The sequence below is a fragment of the Pseudoalteromonas sp. S408 genome (assembly GCF_005886645.1).
Taxonomy (GTDB): Bacteria; Pseudomonadota; Gammaproteobacteria; order Enterobacterales; family Alteromonadaceae; genus Pseudoalteromonas.
On sequence record NZ_PNDY01000002.1, the window covers coordinates 188,054 to 212,665 of the forward strand.

Here is a 24,612-nt window from a genome sequence, read left to right on the forward strand (position 1 = left end):
AATAATTAAGTGTTTAACTCACTGTATAGTAAGCACATCGGATGCCAGCTTTAACTTACTGAAACTTATTAAAAATATTAATTTATGATAGAGAGCCATGTAAATTATTTATAATTTATGAATAATCTACATGGCGTTTTAAATGGAGCTTTGTGTAAATGGCAAAATAAAAGATAGGTAAACGTGATGTATTAAAGGCGATCTTTAAGTGCTTTTGCTGGTTTAAAAACGGCCTTGTTAGCCCCTTCGATTTCAATTGTTTCACCTGTTTGCGGATTGCGACCCGTTCGCGCCGGATAATAGCTAAGTGCAAAGGTACCAAATCCATTAATTTGTACCTGATCGCCTTCAGAGAGCGATTTAGTAATCACTTTTTGGATGCTTGAAAGAGCAGCTTTTGTATCTTTTTTAGTGAGTTCACTGTGTTTTGCCATTTCGACGATAAGTTGAGTTTTGTTCATTTAAGGCTCCTAAATACACGTAAACAATGAATGCGTTTAGCGTGGGAATATAATGATGAATAAATAAAGCCACGCAGGCTAAGGCTTACAGGGCTTTAAGTCAACCTTGTAGTTACCAAGTGTTATGTGGTAAAAACGCTTTAATTTATTTTTGTATAATTTAGGTAGTATATGCACGCACTAATTGAATACATTCCACTCATACTGTTTTTTGCAGTGTTTAAGCTTGTAGATATTTACTGGGCAACGGCTTTATTAATTGCAACGTCTCTTATTCAAGTCATATTTAGCTATTACAAGCATGGGAAAGTGCCGACCCGCCAGTGGATATTTTTTTCTATTGCTGCCGTATTTGGCACCTTAACGCTGGTTTTTCACGATGAGCAATTTGTAAAATGGAAAGCCACTATCATATACGCTGGTTTTAGCATTATGCTGCTTGTAAGTCGTTATATTTTAAATAAAAACTTAGTGAAAAAAGCCCTAAGTGCCATTTTAGAAAACGCCAACGACACGAATAAAAAAATAGTTGTACCTGAACCATTGTGGGATAAGCTCAATTTAATGTGGGTAGCTATTACCGCCGGTATTGCTGCGCTGAATATTTATATAGCGTATAACTTTTCACTCGATTTTTGGGTGAATTTTAAGGTATTTGGCTTAATGGCCATTACTTTCGTTAGTATTTTTGCCACAATTATTACGCTTTATAAATACCTTCCCGATGATGACGAAGCCGTAAAATAGTTCTCGTCATAAAAGTGTCGTCTTAGCTTGTTAGTTTGTAAAAAAAACAACCTGAGACGACCTTGAACGCTAATCAATACCGTTGGCTAGAATTTACCCTTATATTTATCCTACTACCAATACTAGGCTTTAGCTTACGTCATCATTTAGCCAATTGGCTTTTCCCTGCCCTTATTATTTTAATGAGCGTGTGCGGTATGCTTTTATTAAGCGATCCTCACTTTAAGCGTTTTAGGCTTACCAGCCTTGGGCAGTTCTCTGCTGTAAAAAAGCGTCTGTTTAGCTTCTTTTTTTTAGGCGCCCTTTTCTCAGGTATGTTTTACGGGATCATCCATCAAGAAAACTGGTTTTCCTTACCTCGTAACTCTTTTAATGATTGGCTACTTCTATTACTGCTATACCCTGTATTATCGGTTATTCCTCAAGAGCTAATATTTAGAACCTACTTTTTTCATCGTTATAAACACATTATGCCTAAAAAAAGTGTGCGTATAATTGTCAGTGCCACCGTGTTTGCATTAGCACATATTGTTTATGCTAACTTGATTGCAGTAGGCTTAGCTTTTTTAGGTGGATTGTTATTTTCGTATACTTATGCACAAAGCCGCTCAACGTTTGTGTGTGTTATTGAGCATAGCCTCTGGGGAATTTGGATGTTTACTTTGGGTGTTGGGAGTTATCTAGACTCGGGTGCTTTAAGCTAAATGCTAGGCAAAAAAAAGCCGCGACAAGCGCGGCTAATTTTTGTACTTTACATTTTAAAAGCCAAATAACTTTAAACCAAAGAATTTAGTCGCAACCGTGTTTATAAATATCACGGCTAAAATAAACGGGATAAACGTTGAAAGAGAAAAATTAACGTATTTCTCCATCATGCTACCTTCGTAGCTAGGTGAGCCTTGGCTAAGTTCCTGAGTTAAACGCGCCTTTTTCCAGCGGTACATTACAAACAAACACACCATTAAGCCATTTAAAGGTAATATAGTGTCATAAAATACATCAATTACAATATCAAAAAAGCTCTTACTGGCACCGCCATAGCTGGTAAACGACGTTAAACTATCAACCATACCAAACGACATTGTGCATATAATTGTTAACACGCCTGTGCTGAGGGTTAAAATACCCAATGCCTTCTTACGGCTGATACCTTTACGATCACTTAATGATGCAGTAGGCACCTCTACAATAGAAACCAATGAAGTGATTGCAGCAAAAAATACTAACAAAAAGAATGCAAACGCTACAGCCGATGCACCTACATAACCAATATCATTTTGTAATGCTAATAATATCTTAGGTAGGAAAACAAAAATCATTGATACCGACGAGTCTGATAACGATTCTGGATTTGTGTTTGGGTCAAAACTAAATATAGCGGGTAGAACCATAAGGCCTGCAACAAACGCAACCAATGAGTCTGTTATTGCCACCATTTTTGCACTGCTTACAATATCGTCTTTCTTCGAGATATAAGACGCATAAGTCATTAAAATACCCATACCCAACGATAAAGAGAAAAACGCTTGGCTCAATGCGCCATTGAGTACGCTTGCACTCATTTTTGAAAAATCAGGAATAACGTAATACTCAACACCTGCCAATGCGTTATCAAGCGTTAAAACGTATGCAACCAACGCAAGTAACATGACTAAAAGTGCAGGCATTAATACTTTGGCTGCTTTCTCTATGCCTTGTTTAACGCCGCCTAGTAAAATAAGGTTAACAATAACAACCACTACTGCCATATAGGCGAATACGGTGTAGCTATTTATAAACGTGCCAAAGTGGCTTGGGTCAGCTAATGCATCTAAGTTACCCATACCTGCTTGTATTAGGTATCCAAAAATCCAAACTGTAATTACCATATAAAAAACGGCAATCATAAAGGGTGTTAATACGGCTAAAAAGCCTGCAAACTTCCATTTTTTATCGTTATTTGCTAGTAACGTGTATGACCCAAGTGGATCTTTTTGAGCGTTACGGCCCATGGCCATTTCAGCCATCATAACCGGTAAACAAATAAAAACGACAAATAGAGCATAAATTAATAAAAATGCGCCGCCACCATTTTTAGTCGCAGAAACTGGAAAACCCACTAAATTACCAATACCAACAGCTGAACCAGCAGCTGCCAGTATAAATCCGAGACGGGAGCTAAATCGCTCTCTATTATCGCTCATGTATAAAACCTTTTTATTATTTTGAGTATCTGAGCGACTCTACCAGTGTTACACAGCCGTTTTCAAGCAAATAACGTTAAAAATAAAATCCAACTGTAAACCTAAGTGTATACGCTTTTGATTCGCCAATTTTCGACGCTGTGGTAGTATTTACATAATAAAATTTAACAACTTTTACGAGAATCCATTATGTTGTACATGATTTATTCAACTGACGTTGAAAACAGTCTTGAATTAAGAAAAGCAGCTCGCCCAGCGCACTTAGAACGTCTAAAAGAGCTTGATGCACAAAACCGACTACTTACTGCAGGCCCTTTCCCCGCTATTGATAATGAAGACCCTCAGGATGCTGGTTTTACAGGCTCAGTTATTATTGCAGAATTTGATTCGTTAGAAGCTGCACGCGAATGGGCAACTGATGATCCTTATGTTTCAGGAGGCGTATACGTCAATACAATTGTTAAACCATTTAAAAAAGTGTTTCCAGCATAAATAACAGCGTGCTGTTACACGCTAACCTGTAATTCAGGATTTGTTCACACGTTTTTAATTAAAATTACCAATGTAATTACGGATTTAACGTTTTTACTTGAATTTTAGTAACTTAGTTAATTAAACTAGGGTTATCTGGTCTAGGAGTTTCTGTTATGCGCGTATTATTAAGCCTCATTTTTATTGCTTGTGTTAGCTTTGCTAGCAACAGCCAAGCTTCGGCTACGCCCACTAAAAAGGTTGACCAACCGGTGGATAAAAAGAAAGCGGTAATACTTGCTAAACAAAGCATTGGCGGTAAAACGCTTAAAATAACTGAAAAACCAGAGTTTTATACCGTACGAATACTCAAATCTGACGGCCACGTCGTTGATTTACATATTAATAAAAAAACCGGCGAAGTGAAAAAGGATTAAAAAATGCGAATTTTAGTTATTGAAGACGATCTACATTTAGCAGACAACTTACGTAATGCACTAGAGAAAGAACGCTACAGCGTAGACTTATGCCACGATGGTGAAACGGGTTTATTCCACATCACTGAATACCCTTTGGATATGGCTGTTGTTGATTTAGGTTTACCCAAAATAGACGGTATCGAGTTAATTAACAAAGCCCGTGCACAAGGCGTGACAATTCCGATTTTAATTTTAACAGCCCGTGACCGCTGGCAAGATAAAGTTGAAGGGCTAGATGCTGGTGCAGACGACTATCTGACAAAGCCATTTCATGTTGAAGAATTAGCAGCGCGTTGTAACGCACTTATTCGCCGCAGTGCCGGTAAAGCTAACCCTGAAATGACAGCAGGCCCTATAAAAATTCATACGCGTTCGCAACAAGTATGGGTAGACGACAAAGAGCTAAGCTTAACGGCATACGAGTACAAAGTACTTGAATACCTTATGGTTAACCCACAAAAAGTGATTTCTAAGTCTGAACTTACCGAGCATATTTACGATCAAGACTTCGATCTTGACTCAAACGTAATTGAAGTATTTGTATTACGTCTGCGTAAAAAGTTAGACCCAGAGGGTGTATTAAACCCAGTTGAAACGTTACGTGGCCGTGGTTACAGGCTTAAAAGCCAGTGGTAGGACCGCAAGTATCACTAAAAATAAGGCAAGGATTTATCCTTGTCTTTGTTTTATTGGTGGCACTACCAATTTTATTTTACTCAATTGGTAAAGCGTATTACGCATCCCTCGTCGAGGCCACAGAAAAAACACTAGAAGCACAACTCTACTCTCTGATCTCTGAAGTAGACTTCACTGAGCATGGCATAATTATGCCAAGCACCATATTAGCGCCCGAGCTTAACAGATTAAACTCTGATACTTACGCGATGATCTACCGAGATGATGAGTCAATTTGGCATTCAGAGTCAGCGGTTAATGTAGACTTTGTCCCCCAGCAAATAGAAACAAAAGCGGGTGCCGCCGATTTTAGGCGTGTTGAATATAAAAATACTGTTTATTGGCAGCTAAGCTTAACGGTTATTTTAAATAATATTGACCAATCTGAGCAAGCTCGCTTTATTTTAGTAAAACGCAACGACGCTCTACTTCGTTTAATGGACGGTTTTAAACAAACCTTAGTTGAGTGGATGTTTGTAATGGGGATAGCCATTACAGCTTTAATGGCGGTTGGTTTTATTTGGAGTGCACGCCCACTTCAGCGCTTAGATAAAGAAATAAAGGCCATTGAGTCTGGCGATATTCAAAAAATCAAAGGGCTTTACCCAATAGAATTACAAACTATAAAAGCCGATTTAAACCTGTTACTTGAATCCCAGCAACGACAAAAAGAACGCTACAGAGCATCGCTCAGCGATTTAGCGCATGCTCTTAAAACGCCGCTTGCCGTGCTTAAATCAAGCCCGCTTGCAAATGATGCAGACGCTCAAGAACAGTTAGACCGTATCAATGTGATGATCGAACATCAATTAAAACGAGCCGCCACTGGCGCGTCAGACACTTGGAAGAAACAAACACCCATAAAACCTGTTATTGACTCAATACTCAGTGCAATGGCTAAAGTTTATCGCGACAAAGATATTATTTTTGATTGTATAGTCTCTGATAAAGACTACTTTTTAGGTGACCAAACTGATTTAATGGAGCTGTTAGGCAATTTAATAGACAATGCTTGTAAAGCCTGTCGTTCGCAAGTGACCGTCCAAGTAGTGCAGAGTAAAACGTTATGTATAGGTATAAGTGATGATGGCCCAGGTGTTCCAGAGGATAAGCGTGAATCATTACTTAAACGCGGCACACGCCTGGATACTTATCAAAATGGGCATGGCGTTGGAATGGCCATCGTGTCAGATTTAGTCACTTCGTACCATGGTACTTTGACCATAACCGAAGCTGATAAATTAGGCGGAGCACAATTTATATTAGAGTTTAATTACAATGACAAAAAATAGTACCCGTACAACTTTATTTGCTCTTTTGATACTTTTAATAAGTGTCAATGTAAATGCTAACGATGCTTGCCAATTACCCGACAAGCCAACGATGAATGAGTCGAAGCGCTACATCCAATGTCTTGATACCCAATTAGATAAAGCCAAACAAGAACAAGGTACCTGGGTACAAAAGCGTAAATATGAACTAGTACAATCTGAAGAAGCCACAGGCAATACGCAGGTACTCCAACTATTTATGCGTAGTATAAAAAACAACGAAAAGTACATTGAAAGCGCCTGCCAATGGCGATACATATTACAACTTCCTAACGCAAAAGCAGCCGCTATAAGTTACAAACACTGTGAAATTCAGTTAGTTAACCAATTTACTGAATCATTAAAGCAACCTCTTTAACGCAAATTTAATTAACAATGAAGTTATAATTACACGCTTGACATTATTTAAGCTACAAAACAAACTACCTACCAGTAGATTGATTTAATTAATGAGTAGCTTATGACTAAACCTATACTAATTATTGGAGGCGGGCTTGCAGGGCTTTACGCCGCCACTAAATTGCATCAACGTAATATTGCGTTTTTATTAGTTGAAGCCAAAGCCCAGTTGGGTGGCCGGATTTATTGCGAAGGCTCACTGAGCGCTAGCAATGCGGGCTTTGACCTTGGCCCTACCTGGATTTTCCCTCATCAACCTAAAATTCAGTCATTAGCTAAATCACTCAATTTAACACTGTATGAACAGTACAACCAAGGCGACGTGCTATACCAAGCACCAAATCAAACTGCTCAACAAATTCCAGGCGCTGGCGATATGCAACTGTTTAGGCTCAAACACGGCATGACCACGCTAATAAATAAACTTTACAAGCAATTACCTGCAAAATCAGTGTTATTAAATCACTCAGTCACTGAACTCACAAAAACACATAAAGGCTGGCATTTAACAATAAATAATAATGGCCAAACAGTGCACTACAACACAAAAACTGTGATCACGGCCCTGCCTCCACGCATGATCACTCAACATTTAACGCCCGAGCTCTGGGCAAGCCAAAGGCTCATTAATCGTTTGAATACCACACCTACTTGGATGGCGGGACAGGCTAAATTTGTAGCCACTTTTGATCACGCTTTTTGGCGAGAACGCAATCTATCTGGGCAATGTTTTAGCCGAGTAGGACCTATGGTTGAAATCCATGATGCGAGTGCAGATAACAACAAGCATGCTGCTTTATTTGGCTTTATCGGCGTACCTTATTCAACTCGCAGTAAAGTTACCAAAACACAATTAGTAGAAGCCTGTATTAACCAGTTAACCTATTTTTATGGCGAGGCCGCTAAAAGCCCTACACAGTGTTTTATAAAAGATTGGGCTGAGGATGAATTTGTTGCCAATAACGAGGATAAAACACAACCTTCGCAACACCCAGAGTTTAATTTTAGTGAATTAACACCTGAGCTAAATGAGTTAAATATTCATTTAGTCGGAAGTGAATTTGCAAACAAAGAAGCCGGTTATTTAGAGGGAGCACTTAACGCTGTTGATGACGCATTAAGTGCTATATAGAATTTTAAATGGGGCATAGTGGTAATAAATGCCAGAAGTTAACGTATCGCGTTATCTTCACCACTGCCTAATAATGTGGCGACCCACTTGCCCTCTATGCTGGTTTCAAGACCTATTTTAACAATCATGGTTAATGGGACAGACAAAAGCATACCCACAGTACCAAGTAGCCACCCCCAAAATATTAAAGATAAAAATACAACAAGGGTTGATAGGCCAAGTCCTTTACCTAAAAATTTGGGCTCTACAATGTTACCCATCACCGTGTTTATTGTTAAATAGCCCGCCGCTACCATACCTGCAATTAATGGTCCTTGAGTTATTAAAGCAAGTAAAACTGCAGGCACAGCAGCAATAATTGATCCAATATTCGGAATGTAATTAAACATAAATGCTAAAACGCCCCACAATATAAAGTAGTCAACATTAAGCACCCACAAATAAATAGATACAATAATACCGGTAGCTAAACTAACGAGTGTTTTTATAGCCAAGTAAGAATTGATAGATTCTAAAAAGCGGTCAATTTGCTTCATTTTACTGTCGGGATCTTCAAGAGCCATATGTATTTTATTGCTAAGAAGCGGGCCTTCAAACAGCATAAAAATAACCGTTAAGATTATTAAAAACATGTTTGCCATTACTCCACCAAGTCCTGTCAGCATGTTCGTTGCAACATCAACCATTTTACCTGGATCGAACATCGAAATAAGTTGTTCTTTATTAATTAAAATATTGTATTGCGAGGCTAGGTCGACCAGCCAGATAAACTCTTCTTTAAGTTGCGCTTTATATTCGGGTAGCTGCTGAGAAAAATCGTTAATTGATTGACCAACTAAGCCACCTAAACTGACTCCCAGGCCAACAATAATGAGTACCACAAGCATCACTGCTATGCCTTTTGGGATTTTATAACGTGCAAAAAATTTAATCAGTGGATTACATATAATGGCAATGAATGCAGCTAATATAAACGGAATAATAATTACACTTGCGGCTTTTATTCCTGCTAATACCACCACTAAAGCAGCAAAAACAATTAAGCTTTTATTTACACCTGTCAAACCAGCCAATTTATTAATCCTTTTATTATTTATATGCACACAGTGTAAGGCAAAACCTAATGAAATGAAATAATTACGAAGTGATCATAACCCTTAGTCGTTCGTATAAAGTTCAAAAGCTAAGTGCTAGTGAGTATAAATTTAAAACACTTGCTACAATTATAATTTAAGGATTCAACATGCATATTTTTGTTACAGGTGCCACTGGGCTAATTGGCCAACATTTATGCCCTTTTTTAGAGCACCACAACACGGTTACAGTACTAACCCGTAATACCACAAAAGCACATGTTTTATTGGGTCATAAAATTAAGGCTGTCACTAACATAAGCGATGTTGATTTTAATACCGTAGATGTTGTTATTAATTTAGCAGGTGAGCCCATAGTTAATAAACGTTGGAGCGATAAACAAAAACAAATCATACGCGATAGCCGCATTAATATAACGCAGCAAATTAGCCATGCTATTGCAACAAGTACCACTCCACCTCATACGTTCATATCAGGCAGCGCTATTGGCTATTACGGCAGACAAAGCAATAAGCGTATTGATGAAACCTTTACTGATCCCCACGACGAATTTAGCCATCAACTGTGTAAAGATTGGGAAAACGTAGCGTTAAAAGCACAGTCTGAAAAAACACGAGTGTGCCTATTACGATCCGGCATTGTGTTAGCTAAAAAAGGCGGTGCGTTGAGTAAAATGCTCCCTGCATTTAAATTGTGCTTAGGTGGACCAATAGGTGATGGCGAGCAAGGCATGTCGTGGATTCATATAGACGACATGACACAACTTATTTTATACATAATGAAACACCCTGAAATTTCGGGCCCAATTAATGCCGTTGCACCAAACCCAGTTAGCAATGCAGAATTTAGTAAACGCTTGGGTAATGCGTTATCTCGCCCCGCTTTTATGCCCATGCCTGCATTTGTTTTAAAGGTATTAATGGGCGAAATGTCTGATTTACTTACTACGGGGCAATTTGTCCTACCCACTAAAGCGCAAAAGCATAACTATCGTTTTCATTATGAAACCGTTAAATCGGCCTTAGATAATTTGGTTTAGCTGGTGTTAATTATCCTCAACGTATACTCTGTCCAATAACAACATGGGTAACTACTACTATTTACCCATATTGACCTTTTAAACTTAATACCTAATACTTAAGCTAACTTTAGTATACTTACCCATTTAAAAAGAGAAAAACAATGCTACACCTGCCTACCGTTATTGGTCTCTCTTTTGTACTTAACTTACTAATAGGGTTATTTTTTTTATCAGTCCACAGTTATAAAAAACAATCTTCTTTTTTAATTTTTGGTTTTGCGTGCATCGCATTTTCATTTGCTGAATTATTGGCTTGTTTGAAACTAGTAATTAACTTTCCCTTTATTACTGGCTATTTAGCGAATATTTTTATAATACTCAGCCCATTTTTAATTATTCTTGGACTGCATAAATACAAATACAGCAAATCATTAAACTTACGCCCAATTTACTACCTTCTGTTATTTACTGCGGTGGTTTTATTGTCGGTTTACCCATACTCTGCAGCTCAAATGTTAACTAGCTTTATTATTGCCGGCTTATATTTATTTTCTGCTTACACCATTAGTACTATGGACTTTGTTGCAACCTTGCAAAAAAAAGCCTTAATTACCTGCTTTTTAATCCATAGTTTACTTATGTTTGTTCAAACAGCACTGCTTTCCTTACCTATTTTGAGCGTAAGCGCTACAACCTACTTAGAACCTTTAGAGCTCATTTTAAGTAGTCATTTAATTTTGGCCACTTGCAGTGCATTGTTACTCCCTTATTTATTAGCATCTAATACAGAACATACGCTTGCCAGCATTGCTAATACCGACGTGTTAAGTCAGCTATTTAACCGCCGTGGTTTTTTTACAAAAGGAAAAAACGCGTTAAGTTTGCCACTTTACCAAAACAAAAGCGTGTCACTTATTTTGCTCGATATTGATTTTTTCAAACGCGTTAACGACACCTATGGGCACGAAGCTGGCGATCAGGCCATAAAGTGGATAGCGCAGCATGTGAAATCACAATTTTTGAATGAAGAAATATCAGCCCGAATCGGTGGCGAAGAGTTTGCCATACTGTTACCAGACTGCTCATTAAGTGATGCCAGAAATAATGCTGAAGAACTACGCGAAAGCATAAGCTGTTATCCATTTTATTACGAGGGACACGATATAAATTTATCGGTGAGTGCAGGCGTAAGTAGCGCCATAAACGATGAGCTGACTATAAAAGAATTATTAGCCACCGCCGATAAAAGACTGTACCTAGCTAAAGAAACAGGCCGCGACAAAGTAGTTACCTACGATGAAAAAAGCCTACTTTTACAAGGTTAATTACCAATAAAAGTATATTTATTGGTGTATTTGAATCATAAAAAAGCCCTTCGATGAAGGGCTTTACTACACACAACAATTTATTTCTAATTAATTTGGCACACTCTTATTCACATTTAAGCGTTGCTTCATCTGCTTTGTTTGGTACAAATTGAATATCTGATACCGATACTGACGCTTCACCGGAACTGTGCAAACTAAATGGACTTGTTAAGCTTGCAAAGTTTACGCCTTTATCAGCAAAGCATTTAAGGTCAATCGATACTGACTGCCATTTGCTTAGTAAACTAGTATCTACCACGTTAGAGAGGTTAATACTCTCACCACATTCACCCGAACACATCGCAAGTGAAAGTTCATTGCCAAGCGGTTGATTAAGCTTTATATCAAAACTAATAACACCATTTGCTTCAACATAAGTAATGGTATCTTCAGCAAAACTCGTTACTATTTCAGCACTCGCTTTTTCGCTTCCGTTAAAGTTAAACTGGCGAGCATCTTCTTGCACAACCTTATCTTCTGTTCGATATTTTATAGCGCCAAATTCATGGGTGCTGCTCGACACATCTAACAGTTCATCACCAGATTTGAGCAATAAACGCCAGGGTGCTACCGGTGCCCCCACTAAAATATCCATACTCGTTAGTGATGAATTATCTAATTGCGAGTTTTCATCTAAATTATCGGCAAGTACATTTTTATCACCATAGGTTAAACCAAAGCCATAAGGTAGTAATGGCGAGTAATCATCGTCTCCCTTATTTACAGTTGTTTGAACTGCCGTTTTAGGCCATGAAAAAGACAGCTTGCCTTTAAAATTGTGTTTAATACTGCCGTCGGCTCCTTTTAGTAGTACATCAGCAACACCGCCACCTTCAGTACCAGGTAACCATGCGGCTACAAACGCATCAGATGCATTAAGTTCACTATTTACCCACATTGGGCGACCAGATATAAACACAGAAACAACTTTTATTCCTTGTGCTTTTAATGATTTGAGCAACGCTAACGATTTTTTATTGCCGCGCTCAAATTCAAGGTTATCTCTGTCACCATGGCCTTCCGCGTAAGGCTCTTCACCAAATACAACAATGGCTACATCTGGGCGCTGCTCAAACGCGCCATCATCACTGAGAGTTACTTTACCACCAGCTGCCGTAACTTGCGCTTCTAAGCCTTTATAAATTGATGTAGCTCCCGGAAAATCAGCATTTTTATTGTTAGTCCCCTGCCAAGTAATACTCCACCCACCAGACTGTTTACCGATATTATCCGCACCGTCGCCGGTGATCAGTACATGTTGATTTGGCGCAAGCGGCAATAAGTCATTTTTATTTTTAAGCAATACCAGTGACTCACGAACTGATTGTCGTGCTACTTCACGGTGTTGTTGTGCGCCAATTAATTCTGTTTTTCCTGAATATAAGCGGTTAGCTGGGCTTGGTTTGTCAAATAAGCCCGCACGCAGCTTAACGCGCAGTACACGTGCTACAGCGTCGTCAATACGTGCCATGCTAATCTCACCAGAGTTAACTTGGGCAATGGTATTTTCGTATAGTGGTTTCCAAGCGCCAGTTGGCACCATAAATATATCTAGTCCGGCATTAATAGCTTGTGGGCAGCTTTCGTTACTACAGCCTTTGATTTGTCCGTGACCATTCCAATCACCAACTACAAAACCGTCAAATCCCATACGTGTTTTTAATACATCGGTTAGTAAATATTTATTACCGTGATTTTTAACGCCGTTCCAACTGTTAAATGACGCCATGACTGACTGACTACCAGCCGATAAACCACCTACGTAACCTTGGGCGTGTATGTCAAATAACGATTGTTCACTGTCAATGTTGTTACCTTGATCGTCACCATCAACAGTGCCGCCATCACCTAAAAAGTGTTTAACAGTACTAATGACACGTTTATCACTTAAAAAGCCTTCATCGGCTTTACCTTGCAAGCCATTTACAATAGCTGCTGAGTATTCACGCACTATAGCGGGATCTTCAGAATACCCTTCATAGGTTCTGCCCCAACGATCATCTCGAACAACTGCAACTGTTGGCGCAAATACCCAATCAATACCGGTAGCCATTACTTCTACCGCAGTTACTGAGGCTATTTTTTCAATAAGTTCTGGGTTATTCGCCGCTCCGAGGCCAATATTATGGGGAAATAACGTAGCACCAATCACGTTATTATGACCGTGCACTGCATCGGTGCCCCACATCGTCGGAATTTTGCTGCCATCTAAAGAGTCATCAACAGACGCCTGATACATTTTCTCAGCAAGCGCTACCCAATCTTGTGGTGTAGCATGTTTATCACCATTTGGAAAAGCCCCCCCACCGTTTAGGTAAGAGCCAAAACCATATTTACGCATGTCTTCTACGGTAATATCACGTATTTCAGGCTGAATCATTTGCGCAACTTTTTGCTCTAGCGTCATTGATTTTAGATAGCTGGCTATTTGCGATTCAATCTCAGCCTCTTTTTTTACAGCTATATTAAGCTTTGGCCATATTTGCTCTGCACTTGTCTGCTCTTTATTGGTATTAACCTCTGTACCATTATCATTAGAACATGCCGTTATAGTTGTTACTGATGCAATAAGTGTTGCTAATGCAATTTTATTAAGCGTAAAACGTGTGTTCATTATAAAGTCTCCTTAGCTTGAACGGGTTTACTACCGCTTAAGCCATAAAATACGATGAATATGTAACATAAAACCGGTAAAAAATACGAAAGTTGAACACCCATGTAATCTGCAAATGCACCTTGTATTAGCGGAACAATAGCACCACCTACAATTGCTAAACATAAAATACCAGACCCTTGAGCAGTGTGTTTACCTAAGCCATTTAGCGCTAAGCTAAAAATAGTAGGAAACATAATTGAATTAAATAAACCAACTAATAAAATTGACCACATGGCTAATTGTCCCGATGTGCTCATAGCAATAATCACTAAAATAATAGCCATTGTGCCGTTAAAGCCAAGCACTTTGCCTGCAGGTAGTTTTTGCATAACGGCGGCACCAATGAAACGTCCCACCATGGCACCACCAAAATAATAAGTGATGTAATGCGCTGCTACATGCTCTTTTAATCCAGCTATATTCTCTTGTGCTAAAAAGCTCACCAGAAAGCTGCCAATAGCAACCTCTGCGCCAACATACATAAATATGCCTACCGCACCCAATACAAGGTGGCGATATTGCCAAGCACTTCCTTCAATAGTATCTGAGTTTTCAGCCGCTTCTTTTTGCTCGCTCATGATGTCTGGTAGTTTGAGCCATGCAAAAATACCCGCTAACGCAATTAACATTGCAGCAAGGATTAAGTAAGGAAGTTGAACCGACTCTGCATTTTGCGCAGGTGTTAAAAAAGCATCTGAGGCAGAGCCTAGTATAAGTAATGCCCCAAATGATGGCGCAACAGTAGTACCAAGCGCATTAAATGCTTGCGTTAATGTTAGACGAGAAGACGCTGTTTTTTCAAGTCCCAACAAGCTTACATACGGATTGGCAGATACTTGCAATAACGTAATTCCGCTTGCTAGCACAAATAGCGCTAATAAAAATACAGGATAATTGTGCATTTGAGCCGCAGGGTAGAATAATACACAACCTACTGCAGCGATAAGTAATCCAACAACAATACCCTGCTTGTAACCTAGCTTTTTAACTATGTGACCGCTGGGAATAGATACTAAAAAGTAAGCGCCAAAAAAACAAAACTGTACAAGCATAGCCTGCACATATGTTAAATCGAATACCGCTTTTAAGTGCGGGATTAAAATATCATTTAGGCAGGTAATAAAACCCCACATAAAAAATAGTGTTGTTAACGATGTGAGTGCAAACCCATAATTATTACCGCCTGTGTTTTGCGATTGTGTGTGTGATGTCAGTGGTGCTGAACTAGCCATGTGCTCTCCGCAATTTATTATTATCGTTAACCTTCTATGGATTTTTAATAAATTGGCGGCTAAGCCATGCTATTAAAGAGTTGACCTGAAGGTTAATTAACATTAATCTTAAAAATGTAAGCGCTTTCACAGCTAATTAAATACGAACATGTAACATAATTCAACAATTTTTATTTTTTTATCAAGTCCAGAGTCAGCTACGGGGCAGTAAATATCGGCGCGAAAAGTGCAATTAAGGTTTTAAAAGGTTTGTAACTAATGACTAAAATATCTTTACCAACTTGTTCACCTCTATTAACAAAAGAGTTTATTTACGGTGTAGCAACAGCGTCTTTCCAGATAGAAGGCGGGTCAACACACCGGCTGCCATGTATATGGGATACCTTTTGCGATACTCCAGGTAAAATAGCTGATAACTCTAATGGGCATGTTGCATGTGATCATTACAATAATTGGAAACAAGACATTGATTTAATCCAATCATTAGGAGTCGATGCTTACAGGCTTTCTATCTCTTGGCCTCGCGTTATCACAAAAAATGGTGAGCTTAACCCTGAAGGCGTAAAATTTTACACTGACATATTAGATGAACTAAAAAAGCGCAATATCAAAGCGTTTGTCACTTTATACCACTGGGATTTACCTCAACACCTTGAAGACGAAGGCGGATGGTTAAATCGTGAAACCGCTTATGCGTTTGCTCACTATGTTGATTTAATTACCTTTGCATTTGGTGACCGGGTGCATTCATACGCTACCTTAAACGAACCCTTTTGCAGTGCTTTTTTAGGGTACGAAATTGGCATTCATGCTCCCGGTAAAGTGGGTAAGCAATACGGACGCAAAGCCGCGCACCATTTATTATTAGCTCATGGCCTTGCCATGACCGTGTTAAAACAAAATTCACCGACGACTTTAAACGGTATTGTCCTTAATTTTACACCCTGTTACAGCATCTCTGAAAACGCTGATGACATTGCAGCAACAGCGTTTGCAGATGATTACCTTAACCAGTGGTACATGAAGCCCATTATGGATGGTGCATACCCTGCTATTATTGAACAACTCCCTTGTGAACATCTGCCAGATATTCACGATGGTGACATGGCAATTATTTCTCAATCTATTGATTACTTGGGTATTAACTTTTATACCCGCCAATTCTATAAAGCCCATCCAACTGAAATTTACGAGCCAATAAAACCCACTGGGCCGCTAACCGATATGGGCTGGGAGATTTATCCTGAGTCGTTCACCGAGTTATTAGTCACACTTAATAATACCTATGCCCTGCCACCTATTTTTATTACTGAAAATGGCGCAGCGATGCCCGACAGTTATAATAATGGTGAAATCAATGATGTAGATCGATTAGACTACTACAACAGTCACTTAAACGCTGTTCACAATGCAACAGAGCAAGGTGTAAGAATTGACGGCTATTTTGCCTGGAGTCTAATGGATAATTTTGAATGGGCGGAAGGCTACTTAAAAAGATTTGGCATTGTTTACGTAGATTACAGCACACAGCAACGTACTATAAAAAATAGTGGCCTAGCCTACAAAGCATTAATCTCAAATAGATAATAAAACGTATTTATTAACGCAATTAAAAAAACATAAAGCGAGATAAAGCAACCATGGTTAGTGTAAAAGAAAAAATAGCCTACGGATTAGGCGACACCGCTAGCAACATTATTTTCCAAACGGTTATGATGTTCCTAATGCTTTACTACACTGACGTGGTGGGCTTATCCCCCGCTGTTGTAGGCACTATGTTTTTAGCTGTTCGCATTTTTGACGCGGTAACCGATCCCTTAATGGGCAACCTAGCTGACAAAACACATACTCGCTGGGGGCATTTTCGCCCTTACCTATTATGGCTTGCGTTACCTTTTGCCATTATTAGTATCTTAGCGTTTACTACACCAGACTTAGAAGGCACTGACAAAATAATATACGCCTTCAGTACCTACACACTTCTGATGGTCGCTTACACGGCTATCAACATCCCGTATTGTGCACTAGGCGGGGTGTTAACCGCAGACTCAAAAGAGCGTGTCACTATTCAATCGTACCGTTTTGTATTTGGTATGCTCGGTGGGGTAATTGTTGCTGGGTGCACCATGCCAATGGTTGAATACTTTGGCCAGGGCGATAGCGCTAAAGGTTATCAGTTAACCATGACCGCCATGAGTGTTTTAGGCCTTGTGCTATTTTTACTTTGCTTTTTAGGTACCAAAGAACGTATTCAGCAACCCAAGGAACAAAACATTCCTTTTGCTAAAAGCATTCAAGCGCTCATAAAAAACGATCAATGGCGTACCTTGTGCATTGCGGCATTTTTCTTACTAACCGGTCAAGTGCTTAGGCTAACTTTGGCGGTTTATTACGTAAAATATTACCTAGGCAGAGAAGATTTAATTACCCTATTCATGACCCTAGGCGTGGTTGCCAGCATGGTAGGTTGCGCTGTTGCACAGCCATTAGCGGCGCGTTTTTGCAAAATAAAGGCCTACATAAGTTTACAACTTATCGCTGCAACTATTTGTGGATTTAGCTACTTTATTAGTAGCGATCAACTCGTTTTGGCGTTTGCTGCTTTTATTTTATGGAAGTTCTTTTTAGACATGGCAACCCCACTCCTTTGGGCAAAAATGGCTGACACCATTGATTATGGCCACAAGGTAACGGGTTTACGAATTACAGGCCTCGTCTACTCGGGTGTTATATTTTTTATTAAGATGGGTGTAGCTGTTGGTGGGGCTATTGCTGGTTGGTTACTATCGTTTTACAGTTATCAGGCTGATGTCACGCAAACAATAAGTACTCAGCAAGGAATTTTACTGTCGTTTACTGTGCTACCAGCCCTTGGCTCACTCTTTGTAGCTTATACAATGAAAAAATACACGTTAACCAATCAGGTTGTCGAAAATATTCAATCAAAGCTAACTACAGTTAACAACACTAAGGTATGATTTAGCTGAATAAGTTAAGGGTGAAAGCGAGTCAATAAGTAACATGGCAACAATTTATCAAGTATCAGAGCTTGCAGGTGTATCGTTAGCTACCGTTTCTCGGGTAATGAACAAAAATACAAAAGTAAGCGATAAAACAACTAAAAAAGTACTCGATGCAATGCAAACATTGGGTTACAAACCTAACTCAATAGCCCAATCCTTGGCATCAAATTGCACTAATAGTGTGGGTATTTTAGTATCTGAATTACACGGTCCTTTCTTCGCTCAAATGATGGCGGGGATTGAGTCTGAGCTAAGAGCTGCCGGTAAACACGTTATTATCACAACCGGCCACAGTGAAGAAGACAAAGAAAAAGAAGGCATCGACTTTTTAATTAGCAGACGCTGCGACGCCATAATTTTGCATGTTGAAGCAGTGACTGATGACTACTTAATATCGCTCAGTAAAGGCACAACACCGGTTTATTTAATGAGCCGCTACGTGCAAGAACTCAAAAACAACTGCATTAGCCTAGATAACAAGCTAGGCGGATATTTAGCAACTAAATCAGTACTAGAACAAGGCCATACCGAAATTGCTTATATTGCAGGCCCTCAGTTTAAAGCCGATGCTGCAAATCGTTTGGCAGGTCATAAACAAGCCCTTGAAGAAGCCAATATCACTTTTGACCCATCGCTCTTTTTTGAAGGTGACTTTAACGAAACCGGTGGAAGCTCAGCGCTTGAGCATCTGATGAATAAAAACCTAAGTTTTACCGCCTTAGTATGTGCCAACGACGAAATGGCGTCGGGTGCGATGAAGTATGCCCGTGAACACGGCTACCATTTGCCTAACGATTTATCAATTGTTGGTTTTGATAATGTAATATTTGCAAACTACCTCTACCCTACACTAACAACAATTGATAACCCGGTTGCTAAAATGGGTGAAATGGCCGCAAAGCTTGTTCTAAAAGATGTATACCAAACCAAAAATATCGAAATAAACCGTTTTTTTGAGCCTACGCTAATGCAGCGCGACTCCTCTGCTCCTCTTAAAATTTAAAAAAGCGGCTAATGCCGCTTTTTTAATATTTCATTGCAACGTTTACTGTTACTTTGCAATCCATGGGGTTACTTTTAGTACATTACTAATATCACCGAATGACTGCTCATCCTCTTCCCAATTATCGTCAACATCAAAGTAACAAATCGATTCCTTACACGTCACGTTTTCATCTTTAATGTTTATTGGATTTTTAAAGGTAACAGCCACGCCCTTTTGTTCAGGTAATAAAAACCACATTAATTTACTAACAAAAAAACCAGACAAATCAGTTAGCAATTCATCCAACTCATCATTAATGGTATATAACGCATGTTTTGAAAAGGCTAAATCGTCAAACTCGTTAGCTTCTATTTGTAGCTTTAACTGACAATCATGTTCAAGGTTTTGTGGCTCTATAACAATAACGGCTTTATCTGAATCAAGTTGTTTATCAAAAGGTAGCAACAGCTGCGCACTGTCCGTAAAGTTAAGTGGGTACTCGTTATTTTCTGTTAAAATGGTTCCGTTTTTTATTGCACATGCCTCGTTAGTTGCAATATCGCTTATATAAAAGTTAACGCGAGCATATTGAAAATCCCCTTTATTAACTACTTTTAAACGGTCATAAAAACCATCGTACGACATTACAAACTCTCTGGCATTGGCGCTAAATGCACTTAAGCCCAACAAAAAAAGTAAACTCGCGTAAAAACAACCTGTCATGTATTTATTCATCAAAGTAAGCTCTGTTTTGTCTGATCATCGTATTTAATTCTTCTATATATGCCTCACCTCGCTCAGAGTAAGACATTAAACCATGGGTTAACTTGGTTGCTAATACTGGTTTTTTTTCACGACGCAGGTTTTCACGTATGCCTCGTAACTCTTTGTAAGCGCCGTGGGTATTTATATTTCTGAAATAAGAGCTTACTGCAGCACGCACCGATTGAAATGCAGCGACTTCGTGTGCTGCGCCAGTGTTACGACGCTTTGGCACCATGCCGCAACCTTTTGAGTAACACCACTGACCAAAAAAATTCAGACCAATTCGCGCAAACCGAGAGGTCCCCCAAGCTGACTCATTTGCAGCTTGCATTAATGCCATTTCTTTAGGAATAATATCAACACGTCGCAAAGCCTGAGTTAGCACAAGTGTGTTAACCGTTTCAGGTAAGCCATATTGTTTAAGGATTTTTACAATATCTTTGTTTTGTTTCTCTTCAAGCGATAGGTTGTTTTCAAGCATCATACGGGCTATTTCTAGCTTGGCACGTTGTTGTAATATTTTTTTATTTTCAGCCTCAACATGAGGGCGAATAAAATCAAAAAATGCGCGTTTTTTCTCTTTTACATCGGTAAATTCAGAAAATTTAGGCAACGTGACATTGTGTAACGGCTTTTCTTTTTTCTTCACTTTTTTAGCTTGTTCACTGGTGGTTTGATCTACGCTATCGGTTTCATCACTTTGTACAAACGGGTACGCAAGCGCCCATATAAAAAGGATGGCTAACAAAAACTGAAAGATAATCTTAAGCATGTATTGTCTCATTCAAACAACTATTTATGTATGGTAACTACACACACATACGAACCTTCATTATACCTAAGCCACTATATAAACGCGAATTACAAAAATATGTTCATTCGCAATTTATAAGTGCATGGGTATACTAAGCACTAAACAGGTTAAATAGTGGTTTAGCAGTATGGACAAAGTTTGGCAAAGTAGAATAATAGAGCAATATAAACACAGACCTAACGACAACCGTTCACCTTGGCAGGTTGACCGCTCAAGAATCATTCATGCCGCTGCGTTTAGGCGCTTACAAGCTAAAACACAAATTATGGGGATTGGCCTAAACGATTTTTATCGTACCCGCCTTACCCATTCGTTAGAGGTGTCACAAATTGGCACCGGTATTTTAAGGCATTTAAAAGCACAGCACAGTGATTTTAGCCATTTCCCATCAACCGGTTTACTCGAAACACTTTGCCTAGCTCACGATATTGGCCACCCACCCTTTGGCCATGGGGGTGAAATTGCCCTCAATTATATGATGCGAAACCATGGTGGCTTTGAGGGAAATGCACAAACCTTACGCATTGTTGCCAAGCTAGAGCCATACAGTAATGGGTATGGTATGAACCTTACACGCCGCACATTACTGGGGTTTATTAAATACCCAGCGTTTATAAACGAGTTGTGGCACACCATACCTGATACTCATAACACACGTGCGTTTATTAAAGCCGATGATTGGCGCCCAGCAAAAGGGTTATACCAAGACGACGCACACATATTTAACTGGATTGTTGAACCATTAAGCCAAAACGACAAAACACTATTAAACACCCACGCAACAATAGATAAACACCGTGCCAAAACGCTATATAAATCACTCGACAGCGCCATAATGGAACATGCCGACGATATAGCTTACGCCGTGCACGATTTAGAAGACGCCATTGCAACTCATGTTTTAACATTAGATGACTGGCAAACACATGCATTACCTCACTTGCAAGCGCTTAATTTTGACTGGCTAAATAGCTTACTTGAAACGTTAACATCTCGACTTTTTTCAAAAAATGATTTTGAACGAAAAGACGCCATAGGTGAGCTGGTGAACACCTTCATCATTCATATTCACTTAGACATACAACACGAGGCATTTGAATGCCCTATTTTAAAATACACAGCCAAGCTCCACCCAGAGTATGAAAACGTGCTACAAATACTCAAGCACTTTGTATTTCAACGCTTAATTCGCGACCCTGAAATGCAACAAATTGAGTTTAAAGGGCAAAACTTACTCATTGAATTGTTTACCGCGTTTGCAAGCGATCCGCTTCGTTTATTACCCGAAACCACGCAAGCACAGTATATTGCAGCGCAAAAGCACAACCAAGGTATGCGCATTATTTGTGACTACTTAAGTGGCATGAGTGATGAATACGCATATAAAACCTATCAGCGATTATTTTTGCCAGTGCAGTAGTCAAGCATGAGGGCTTTTGAGGTGCCCAACATAAACAAATAAGCCGAGTAAATTTACTCGGCTTATTTATTTTTTAAACGTATACGCGTTTTATAACTCTTTAACGCCCATGTTATATAACGTAAAACCAAACATATCTGCGTATAAATCTATAACCTTACTGGTTGGTGTACCTGCACCATGGCCTGCATTAGTTTCAATGCGGATCAGCGTAGGGTTGTCACCGGCCTGCTTTGCTTGTAATTCAGCGGCAAATTTAAATGAGTGTGATGGCACCACACGATCATCATGATCACCGGTTGTTACCATAGTGGCTGGATATTCAACGCCTGCTTTAACATTGTGAAGTGGCGAGTAAGCTTTAATATATTCAAACATTTCTTTACTTTGCTCACTAGTACCGTAATCGTATGCCCAACCAGCGCCCGCTGTAAATGTATGGTAACGAAGCATATCAAGTACGCCTACGGCCGGTAATGCAACTTGAAATAAGTCAGGGCGCTGCGTCATAACCGCACCGACTAATAAACCACCGTTTGAACCACCGCGCAGTGCTAAACGTTTTTTAGACGTGTACTTTTTATCTTGTAAGTACTCTGCTGCTGCAATAAAGTCATCAAACACATTTTGCTTTTGCATTTTTGTACCGGCATTGTGCCAATCTTTTCCATATTCACCACCACCGCGAATATTTGCAACGGCATACACTCCACCTTGCTCCAGCCAAAGCGCGTTAACGGGGCTAAAACTTGGCGTTAAACTTACATTAAAACCACCGTAACCGTATAAAATAGTCGGGTTTGAACCGTCTAATTTTATACCCGTTTTGTAAGTGATGATCATCGGCACTTTAGTACCATCTTTTGATGTGTAAAAAACTTGCTCAGAGGTGTAATCGTTACTATTGAAATCGATTGCCGATTCACGATAGACCTTTGACTCGCCAGTGCTTACATCAAACGAAAAAGTAGTCCCTGGGGTTTTATAGTTAGTAAACGAGTAATAAAGCGTTGTTTGATCTTTTTTACCGCGAAAACCACGTGCAGTCCCTACGCCTGGTAAACTAATTTCACGGATTAAATCACCTTGCTTGTTGTATTGCTTAACCTGCGAAATTGCATCCACCATGTAATTAGCAAAAAAGGTATTCCCCCCTTTGCTTAGGTTAAGTACGTTATCGGTCTCTGGAATAAAATCGACCCAATTTTCAGGCGCCGGGTCATTTGCGTTTACCGTAACCACTTTTTTATTGGGTGCGTTTAAATTTGTAACTAAGTAGAGCGTATCGCCGTCGTTATCAATCACAGATGTATCTGAATCTGCGTTACCTACAACAGTAATAAAATCACTGTTTTCTTTACTTAAGTCTTTTATAAACAGCTTGTTTCCAGACGTTGAAACACTGGCCGAAATTAGCAAGTACTTGCCATCATATGTCACATCGGCGCCAACGTAACGATGCTTTTGCGCCTCGCTGTCGCCAAATACAACGCGATCGTCATTCTGCGATGTACCTAAAGCATGGTAATACACTTTATGTTGATCTGTTTTAGCCGACAGCTCACTGCCTTTTGGCTTGTCGTAGCTAGAGTAGTAAAATCCTTCATTACCTAGCCAATCAATACCACTAAATTTCACATCAACTAAAGCTTGCTCTACTTGCTCTTTAGTCGTTGTATTAATAACGATAATTTTACGCCAATCACTACCACCTTCAGATACTTGATACGCTAATAAACTGCCATCTTCAGAAAACGACAAACCCGACATAGACGTTGTGCCATCGTCACTAAACTTATTAGGATCTAAAAATACCTCAGGGGCATCATCACCTTTGCTACGGTATAAAACAAACTGATTTTGCAAGCCGTCGTTTTTGTAAAAGTAGGTGTAGCCGCCCTCTTCAAATGGCGCACCTATCTTTTCGTAATTCATCAGTTTTTCAAGGCGTTCCTTGAGCTTATTTCTGTAAGGAATTTGTTCTAAGTATGAAAAAGTAGCTGTATTTTGAGCGTTGACCCAATCAGCTGTTTCTTCACTCATATCATCTTCTAACCAACGGTAAGGATCGGCAATATTTTCTCCAAAATAGGTATCAACTACATCCCCTGTTTTGGTCTCGGGATACACCACTGAGTTAGCTTTATTCATAGATAATTTTACTTCTTTTTGATCCGACGTATTGGTGGGCTCTGAACAGCCACTCAGTGCTAACAATACAGCACAGGCAAGGGTACGTTTAAGTAACATAATGTGTGTTCTTATTATTTATTAAGTAGTAGTAATAACTTATGAGTTTTTTAAGCTTATGTCTATTAAGATGCGTTAAGTGCCATTTATCGCTGTAAACAAGTGT

Annotated in this window: 22 protein-coding genes; 14 read left to right on the plus strand and 8 right to left on the minus strand. The window is 39.3% G+C overall.

Features of this window, described 5'->3' with window-relative positions; all coding sequences use genetic code 11:
- Positions 1 to 191: 191 nt before the first annotated feature.
- Positions 192 to 461, minus strand: a complete 270-nt coding sequence (locus CWB62_RS03200; protein WP_058404394.1) for an HU family DNA-binding protein — start codon at positions 459 to 461, stop codon at positions 192 to 194.
- 171 nt (positions 462 to 632) lie between these two features.
- Between CWB62_RS03200 and ispZ the strand changes: the two genes are divergently transcribed.
- Both ispZ and CWB62_RS03210 read left to right on the plus strand, forming a co-directional pair.
- Positions 633 to 1,208, plus strand: a complete 576-nt coding sequence (gene ispZ / locus CWB62_RS03205) for a septation protein IspZ (protein WP_138530002.1) — start codon at positions 633 to 635, stop codon at positions 1,206 to 1,208.
- Positions 1,209 to 1,270: 62 nt separating this feature from the next.
- Complete coding sequence (locus CWB62_RS03210; RefSeq protein WP_138530000.1) at positions 1,271 to 1,912, plus strand: CPBP family intramembrane glutamic endopeptidase; 642 nt, start codon at positions 1,271 to 1,273, stop codon at positions 1,910 to 1,912.
- Positions 1,913 to 1,966: 54 nt separating this feature from the next.
- Here CWB62_RS03210 and CWB62_RS03215 read toward each other — a convergent pair whose 3' ends face one another.
- On the minus strand, positions 1,967 to 3,391 hold the full coding sequence (locus tag CWB62_RS03215; protein WP_138529998.1) for a sodium-dependent transporter: 1,425 nt from the start codon (positions 3,389 to 3,391) through the stop codon (positions 1,967 to 1,969).
- Positions 3,392 to 3,580: 189 nt separating this feature from the next.
- On the opposite strand from CWB62_RS03215, the gene CWB62_RS03220 reads away from it, so the two are divergent.
- From CWB62_RS03220 to CWB62_RS03245, 6 genes are all read left to right on the plus strand, one after another.
- Complete coding sequence (locus CWB62_RS03220; RefSeq protein ID WP_058404391.1) at positions 3,581 to 3,883, plus strand: YciI family protein; 303 nt, start codon at positions 3,581 to 3,583, stop codon at positions 3,881 to 3,883.
- A 155-nt stretch (positions 3,884 to 4,038) separates the two neighbouring features.
- Complete coding sequence (locus CWB62_RS03225; protein ID WP_008127725.1) at positions 4,039 to 4,299, plus strand: PepSY domain-containing protein; 261 nt, start codon at positions 4,039 to 4,041, stop codon at positions 4,297 to 4,299.
- Positions 4,300 to 4,302: 3 nt separating this feature from the next.
- The gene (locus CWB62_RS03230) at positions 4,303 to 4,977 is read left to right on the plus strand and encodes a response regulator transcription factor (protein ID WP_138529996.1); all 675 of its coding nucleotides are present in this window, start codon (positions 4,303 to 4,305) and stop codon (positions 4,975 to 4,977) included.
- Positions 4,971 to 6,308, plus strand: coding sequence for an ATP-binding protein (locus CWB62_RS03235; protein WP_138529994.1), 1,338 nt, complete (start codon positions 4,971 to 4,973; stop codon positions 6,306 to 6,308). The genes CWB62_RS03230 and CWB62_RS03235 overlap by 7 nt, the downstream gene beginning before the upstream one ends.
- On the plus strand, positions 6,295 to 6,705 hold the full coding sequence (locus tag CWB62_RS03240; RefSeq protein ID WP_138529992.1) for a hypothetical protein: 411 nt from the start codon (positions 6,295 to 6,297) through the stop codon (positions 6,703 to 6,705). The genes CWB62_RS03235 and CWB62_RS03240 overlap by 14 nt, the downstream gene beginning before the upstream one ends.
- Positions 6,706 to 6,807: 102 nt before the next feature.
- Positions 6,808 to 7,878 (plus strand): flavin monoamine oxidase family protein, encoded by a 1,071-nt coding sequence (locus CWB62_RS03245; protein WP_138529990.1) that lies wholly within the window; start codon positions 6,808 to 6,810, stop codon positions 7,876 to 7,878.
- Between the two features lie 38 nt (positions 7,879 to 7,916).
- Here CWB62_RS03245 and CWB62_RS03250 read toward each other — a convergent pair whose 3' ends face one another.
- On the minus strand, positions 7,917 to 8,951 hold the full coding sequence (locus CWB62_RS03250; protein ID WP_058404385.1) for an AI-2E family transporter: 1,035 nt from the start codon (positions 8,949 to 8,951) through the stop codon (positions 7,917 to 7,919).
- A gap of 170 nt (positions 8,952 to 9,121) precedes the next feature.
- Here CWB62_RS03250 and CWB62_RS03255 point away from each other — a divergent pair, with 170 nt between their 5' ends.
- Positions 9,122 to 10,012: a TIGR01777 family oxidoreductase gene (locus tag CWB62_RS03255; protein WP_138529988.1), complete on the plus strand. Its 891-nt coding sequence runs from the start codon at positions 9,122 to 9,124 to the stop codon at positions 10,010 to 10,012.
- A gap of 143 nt (positions 10,013 to 10,155) precedes the next feature.
- On the plus strand, positions 10,156 to 11,319 hold the full coding sequence (locus CWB62_RS03260; protein WP_058404383.1) for a GGDEF domain-containing protein: 1,164 nt from the start codon (positions 10,156 to 10,158) through the stop codon (positions 11,317 to 11,319).
- Between the two features lie 106 nt (positions 11,320 to 11,425).
- On the opposite strand, the gene CWB62_RS03265 is transcribed toward CWB62_RS03260, so the two are convergent.
- On the minus strand, positions 11,426 to 13,975 hold the full coding sequence (locus CWB62_RS03265) for a glycoside hydrolase family 3 protein (RefSeq protein ID WP_138529986.1): 2,550 nt from the start codon (positions 13,973 to 13,975) through the stop codon (positions 11,426 to 11,428).
- Positions 13,975 to 15,249, minus strand: a complete 1,275-nt coding sequence (locus CWB62_RS03270) for a sugar MFS transporter (RefSeq protein WP_138529984.1) — start codon at positions 15,247 to 15,249, stop codon at positions 13,975 to 13,977. The genes CWB62_RS03265 and CWB62_RS03270 overlap by 1 nt, the downstream gene beginning before the upstream one ends.
- 258 nt (positions 15,250 to 15,507) lie before the next feature.
- Here CWB62_RS03270 and CWB62_RS03275 point away from each other — a divergent pair, with 258 nt between their 5' ends.
- From CWB62_RS03275 to CWB62_RS03285, 3 genes are read left to right on the plus strand one after another with little or no spacing between them, the layout of a single operon-like run.
- Positions 15,508 to 16,836: a GH1 family beta-glucosidase gene (locus CWB62_RS03275; RefSeq protein ID WP_058404380.1), complete on the plus strand. Its 1,329-nt coding sequence runs from the start codon at positions 15,508 to 15,510 to the stop codon at positions 16,834 to 16,836.
- A gap of 53 nt (positions 16,837 to 16,889) precedes the next feature.
- Positions 16,890 to 18,227: a glycoside-pentoside-hexuronide (GPH):cation symporter gene (locus CWB62_RS03280; protein WP_058404379.1), complete on the plus strand. Its 1,338-nt coding sequence runs from the start codon at positions 16,890 to 16,892 to the stop codon at positions 18,225 to 18,227.
- A 43-nt stretch (positions 18,228 to 18,270) separates the two neighbouring features.
- Entirely contained in the window at positions 18,271 to 19,275 is a 1,005-nt protein-coding gene (locus CWB62_RS03285; protein WP_058404378.1) for a LacI family DNA-binding transcriptional regulator, read from the plus strand.
- A gap of 48 nt (positions 19,276 to 19,323) precedes the next feature.
- Here CWB62_RS03285 and CWB62_RS03290 read toward each other — a convergent pair whose 3' ends face one another.
- Together CWB62_RS03290 and CWB62_RS03295 are read right to left on the minus strand one after the other, a co-directional pair.
- Positions 19,324 to 19,992 carry a DUF2987 domain-containing protein gene (locus CWB62_RS03290; protein ID WP_058404377.1) on the minus strand — a complete coding sequence of 223 codons (669 nt, stop codon included), beginning with the start codon at positions 19,990 to 19,992 and terminating at the stop codon, positions 19,324 to 19,326.
- Positions 19,985 to 20,794 (minus strand): glucosaminidase domain-containing protein, encoded by an 810-nt coding sequence (locus CWB62_RS03295; protein ID WP_058404376.1) that lies wholly within the window; start codon positions 20,792 to 20,794, stop codon positions 19,985 to 19,987. The genes CWB62_RS03290 and CWB62_RS03295 overlap by 8 nt, the downstream gene beginning before the upstream one ends.
- A gap of 169 nt (positions 20,795 to 20,963) precedes the next feature.
- On the opposite strand from CWB62_RS03295, the gene CWB62_RS03300 reads away from it, so the two are divergent.
- On the plus strand, positions 20,964 to 22,256 hold the full coding sequence (locus CWB62_RS03300) for an anti-phage deoxyguanosine triphosphatase (protein ID WP_138529982.1): 1,293 nt from the start codon (positions 20,964 to 20,966) through the stop codon (positions 22,254 to 22,256).
- A 90-nt stretch (positions 22,257 to 22,346) separates the two neighbouring features.
- Here CWB62_RS03300 and CWB62_RS03305 read toward each other — a convergent pair whose 3' ends face one another.
- Complete coding sequence (locus CWB62_RS03305) at positions 22,347 to 24,506, minus strand: prolyl oligopeptidase family serine peptidase (protein WP_138529980.1); 2,160 nt, start codon at positions 24,504 to 24,506, stop codon at positions 22,347 to 22,349.
- Positions 24,507 to 24,612 lie beyond the last annotated feature (106 nt).

Excerpts from the sequence above, each read along its gene's own strand:
- CWB62_RS03230 (WP_138529996.1), top strand. The coding sequence starts at position 4,303 with ATGCGAATTTTAGTTATTGAAGACGATCTACATTTAGCAGACAACTTA.
- CWB62_RS03265 (WP_138529986.1), bottom strand. The coding sequence starts at position 13,975 with ATGAACACACGTTTTACGCTTAATAAAATTGCATTAGCAACACTTATT.
- CWB62_RS03295 (WP_058404376.1), bottom strand. The coding sequence starts at position 20,794 with ATGCTTAAGATTATCTTTCAGTTTTTGTTAGCCATCCTTTTTATATGG.
- CWB62_RS03225 (WP_008127725.1), top strand. The coding sequence starts at position 4,039 with ATGCGCGTATTATTAAGCCTCATTTTTATTGCTTGTGTTAGCTTTGCT.
- CWB62_RS03215 (WP_138529998.1), bottom strand. The coding sequence starts at position 3,391 with ATGAGCGATAATAGAGAGCGATTTAGCTCCCGTCTCGGATTTATACTG.
- CWB62_RS03220 (WP_058404391.1), top strand. The coding sequence starts at position 3,581 with ATGTTGTACATGATTTATTCAACTGACGTTGAAAACAGTCTTGAATTA.
- CWB62_RS03285 (WP_058404378.1), top strand. The coding sequence starts at position 18,271 with ATGGCAACAATTTATCAAGTATCAGAGCTTGCAGGTGTATCGTTAGCT.
- CWB62_RS03275 (WP_058404380.1), top strand. The coding sequence starts at position 15,508 with ATGACTAAAATATCTTTACCAACTTGTTCACCTCTATTAACAAAAGAG.
- CWB62_RS03270 (WP_138529984.1), bottom strand. The coding sequence starts at position 15,249 with ATGGCTAGTTCAGCACCACTGACATCACACACACAATCGCAAAACACA.
- CWB62_RS03255 (WP_138529988.1), top strand. The coding sequence starts at position 9,122 with ATGCATATTTTTGTTACAGGTGCCACTGGGCTAATTGGCCAACATTTA.
- ispZ (WP_138530002.1), top strand. The coding sequence starts at position 633 with ATGCACGCACTAATTGAATACATTCCACTCATACTGTTTTTTGCAGTG.
- CWB62_RS03290 (WP_058404377.1), bottom strand. The coding sequence starts at position 19,992 with ATGAATAAATACATGACAGGTTGTTTTTACGCGAGTTTACTTTTTTTG.
- CWB62_RS03300 (WP_138529982.1), top strand. The coding sequence starts at position 20,964 with ATGGACAAAGTTTGGCAAAGTAGAATAATAGAGCAATATAAACACAGA.
- CWB62_RS03240 (WP_138529992.1), top strand. The coding sequence starts at position 6,295 with ATGACAAAAAATAGTACCCGTACAACTTTATTTGCTCTTTTGATACTT.
- CWB62_RS03305 (WP_138529980.1), bottom strand. The coding sequence starts at position 24,506 with ATGTTACTTAAACGTACCCTTGCCTGTGCTGTATTGTTAGCACTGAGT.
- CWB62_RS03245 (WP_138529990.1), top strand. The coding sequence starts at position 6,808 with ATGACTAAACCTATACTAATTATTGGAGGCGGGCTTGCAGGGCTTTAC.
- CWB62_RS03200 (WP_058404394.1), bottom strand. The coding sequence starts at position 461 with ATGAACAAAACTCAACTTATCGTCGAAATGGCAAAACACAGTGAACTC.
- CWB62_RS03260 (WP_058404383.1), top strand. The coding sequence starts at position 10,156 with ATGCTACACCTGCCTACCGTTATTGGTCTCTCTTTTGTACTTAACTTA.
- CWB62_RS03280 (WP_058404379.1), top strand. The coding sequence starts at position 16,890 with ATGGTTAGTGTAAAAGAAAAAATAGCCTACGGATTAGGCGACACCGCT.